3 protein-coding genes are annotated in these 3,345 nt (G+C 70.7%); 1 reads left to right on the top strand and 2 read right to left on the bottom strand.

Annotated features, from left to right (window positions below; all coding sequences use genetic code 11):
• Positions 1–172: 172 nt before the first annotated feature.
• Together xth and AC1D15_RS23140 are read right to left on the bottom strand one after the other, a co-directional pair.
• The gene (gene xth, locus AC1D15_RS23135) at positions 173–937 is read right to left on the bottom strand and encodes an exodeoxyribonuclease III (RefSeq protein WP_477827819.1); all 765 of its coding nucleotides are present in this window, start codon (positions 935–937) and stop codon (positions 173–175) included.
• A gap of 62 nt (positions 938–999) precedes the next feature.
• Positions 1,000–2,172 (bottom strand): acetate/propionate family kinase, encoded by a 1,173-nt coding sequence (locus AC1D15_RS23140; protein ID WP_477827820.1) that lies wholly within the window; start codon positions 2,170–2,172, stop codon positions 1,000–1,002.
• A gap of 88 nt (positions 2,173–2,260) precedes the next feature.
• On the opposite strand from AC1D15_RS23140, the gene AC1D15_RS23145 reads away from it, so the two are divergent.
• On the top strand, positions 2,261–3,345 hold a 1,085-nt coding region (locus AC1D15_RS23145; RefSeq protein ID WP_477827821.1), incomplete at its 3' end, for a phosphoketolase family protein.

Here is a 3,345-nt window from a genome sequence, read left to right on the forward strand (position 1 = left end):
ACTCCCTCCACTCACTTCGTTCGTTGTGGTCAAACAGTCGACGACAGTCAGTGCACGAAGCGCGCTGGCGCACGCGGGCCACGAAACCAGCCAGCTCCGGCGACCCGTCCTAATTGGCGCTCCACAGACTCCCCCACTCGCCTTTGCAACGCAGACGTCCGCCCAGAAAGAATCACGAGAGCTCAGCAATCACCGGAGCGTGATCGCTCGGCCGCTCGTTCTTGCGCGTCGGCTTGTCGATCACGCATGACTTGACCTGGCCCTTCAGGGCATCGCTCACCAGGATGTGGTCGATGCGCAGCCCCTGGTTCTTGCGGAACGCGAGGTTGCGGTAGTCCCACCAGCTCCAGCTCTTCGGCGGCTGCTCGAACAGGCGGAACGAGTCGTGCAGCCCGAGCGACAGCAGCCCCGCGAAATGCGCGCGTTCTTCCGGCGTGCACAGCACCTGCCCGGCCCACGCGACCGGGTCGTACACGTCGCGGTCTTCCGGCGCGATGTTGTAGTCGCCCATCAGCACCAGGTGGGTGTGGCGCGTCAGCTCGTCGGCCAGCCAGGTGCGCAGCGCCGTCAACCACTTCAGCTTGTACTGGAACTTGTCGCTCTCGACCGATTGCCCGTTCGGAATATAGGCACCCACCACGCGGATGCCGTTGACCGTGCCGGCGATCACGCGCGCCTGCTCGTCGTCGTGGCCGGGAATGTTCTTGACGATGTCGCTCGCCACCGTGCGCGACAACAGCGCGACGCCGTTGTACGTCTTCTGCCCGAACCACTGCACCTGGTAGCCGGCCGCCTCGATCTCGGCAGACGGGAACTTGTCGTCGGTGAGCTTGGTTTCCTGCAGCACCAGCGCGTCGGGCTGGTGCTGCGCAAGCCAGTCGATCAGCTGCGGCAGGCGCACCGCAAGGGAGTYGACGTTCCAGGTGGCGAGTTTCACGGGCAAACCTTTCGGCTTTCGGGCGGAGGCGCGCATCGTACCCGCAGCTGCTCGCGCAGGGGTCAACGCAGCACGGCCCAGGCCTCGTCGGCGATCGTGCGTTCCTCGTCGGTCGCGATCACGAACAACGCCACCCGGCTGCCGGGCACGTCGATGCGCAGCGCATGGCGCGCGTTCGCATCGCCGTCGAGCGCGGCGCCCAGCCAGCCGAGCCGCTCGCACACGGCGGCGCGCAGCGCTGCATCGTGCTCGCCGATGCCGGCGGTGAACACCAGCGCGTCGAGCCCGCCGAGCGTGGTGGCGATGCGCGCCGCCTCGCCCGCACAGCGCAGCGCGAACAGCGCGAGCGCCTCGCGCGCGGCCGGCGCATCGCTGTCGCGCAGCGTGCGTGCATCGGCGCTGAGCCCCGACACGCCGAGCAGCCCCGAGCGGTGGTACAGCAGGTCCTCGATCTCGTCGTGCGACAGGCCGCGCTGCTGCATCAGGTACAGCGGCACGCCGGCATCGAGCGCACCGCAGCGCGTGCCCATCGGCACGCCGTCCAGCGCCGAGAATCCCATGCTGGTGTCGACGCTGCGGCCCGCGTGCAGCCCGCACAGGCTGGCGCCGCTGCCCAGGTGCGCGACCACCACGCGCCCGCCGGCCACCTGCGGCGCGAGCCGTGCCAGCTCGCGCGCGATGAAGGCATACGACAGCCCGTGGAAACCGTAGCGCTGCACGCCCTCGTCATGCAGCGCGCGCGGCAGCGCGAAGCGGCGCGCGAGCGGGTCCTGCGTCAGGTGGAACGCGGTGTCGAACGATGCCGTCTGCACCAGCGCCGGCCGCAGCCGCCGCAGCGCCCGGATCAGGCGCAGGCTGTGCGGCTGGTGCAGCGGCGCGAGCGGCGTCAACGCGTCGAGCGCGGCCAGCGTCGCATCGTCGATGCGCACCGGCCCGCGGTGCTGCAGGCCGCCATGCACGACGCGGTGCCCTGCCGCGTGCAGGCCGGCCAGCACGCCGTCGCGCTCGAGCGCATCGAGCATCGCGTCGGCCACCTCGTGCAGCGACTCGGTCACCGGGGCCTGCAGCGGCCATTCGGCATGGCGGCCTTCGCGCTCGAGCGACAGCACGAGCGGCACCTGCTGCAGGTCGAGCCGGCCGCGGCCGACCGGTGACGGCCCGTCGCCGCCGAGGCGGAACAACCCGAGCTTGATCGACGACGAGCCGGCGTTCAGCGTGAGCAGCAGGGGTTCCATCGCGGCAGGCCTTCAGTGCGGGTATTGATCTGCAGCATAGTCGGCCGGCGCCCGTCGGCCCATCATCGGCGCTGCAAGGAGGAATCCGATGAACGACTCCGCCATGACCACCGCCGGGCATCCGGCCGGGCCGCTGTCGCCCGAGCAGCTGCAGCGCATCGATGCGTGGTGGCGCGCCGCCAACTATCTGTCGGTCGGGCAGATCTACCTGCGCGACAACCCGCTGCTCGACGAGCCGCTGACGCGAGCCCATGTGAAGCCGCGCCTGCTCGGCCACTGGGGCACGACGCCCGGCCTGAACCTGCTGTACGCGCACCTGAACCGCGTGATCGCTGCGCACGGCCTCGACATGATCTACGTGATCGGCCCCGGCCACGGTGGCCCGGGGCTGGTCGCCAGCGCCTGGCTCGAGGGCTCGTACACCGAGCGCTATCCGACCATCACGCGCGACCGCGACGGCATGCGCCGCCTGTTCCGCCAGTTCTCGTGGCCGTACGGCATCCCGAGCCACGTGGCGCCGGAGACGCCCGGCTCGATCCACGAAGGCGGCGAACTCGGCTACTCGCTTGCGCACGCCTACGGTGCCGCGTTCGACAACCCGGACCTGATCGTCGCCTGCGTGATCGGCGACGGCGAGGCCGAGACCGGCCCGCTGGCCGCGAGCTGGCATTCGAACAAGTTCCTGAGCCCGGCGACTGATGGTGCGGTGCTGCCGATCCTGCACCTGAACGGCTACAAGATCGCGAACCCGACGCTGCTCGCGCGCATCGGCCGCGACGAACTCGAGCAGCTGATGCGCGGCTATGGCTACGCGCCGCACTTCGTGACCGGCAGCGATCCGGCGCAGGTGCACCAGCAGCTCGCCGCGACGCTCGACCGCGTGGTGGCCGAGATCCGCGCGATCCAGCAGCGCGCGCGCGCCGGCGGCCCGGTCGAGCGGCCGCGCTGGCCGATGATCGTGCTCGACACGCCCAAGGGCTGGACCGGCCCGAAGACCGTCGACGGCAAGCCGGTCGAAGGCACCTGGCGGGCGCACCAGGTGCCGCTGGCCGACGTGAAGACGCCGGAGCACCTCGCGCAGCTCGACGCGTGGCTGCGCAGCTACCGGCCGCAGGAGCTGTTCGATGCCGACGGCCGGCTGCGCGACGAACTGGCAGCGCTCGGCCCCACCGG

The sequence above is a fragment of the Rhizobacter sp. P2_H2 genome (assembly GCF_056403375.1).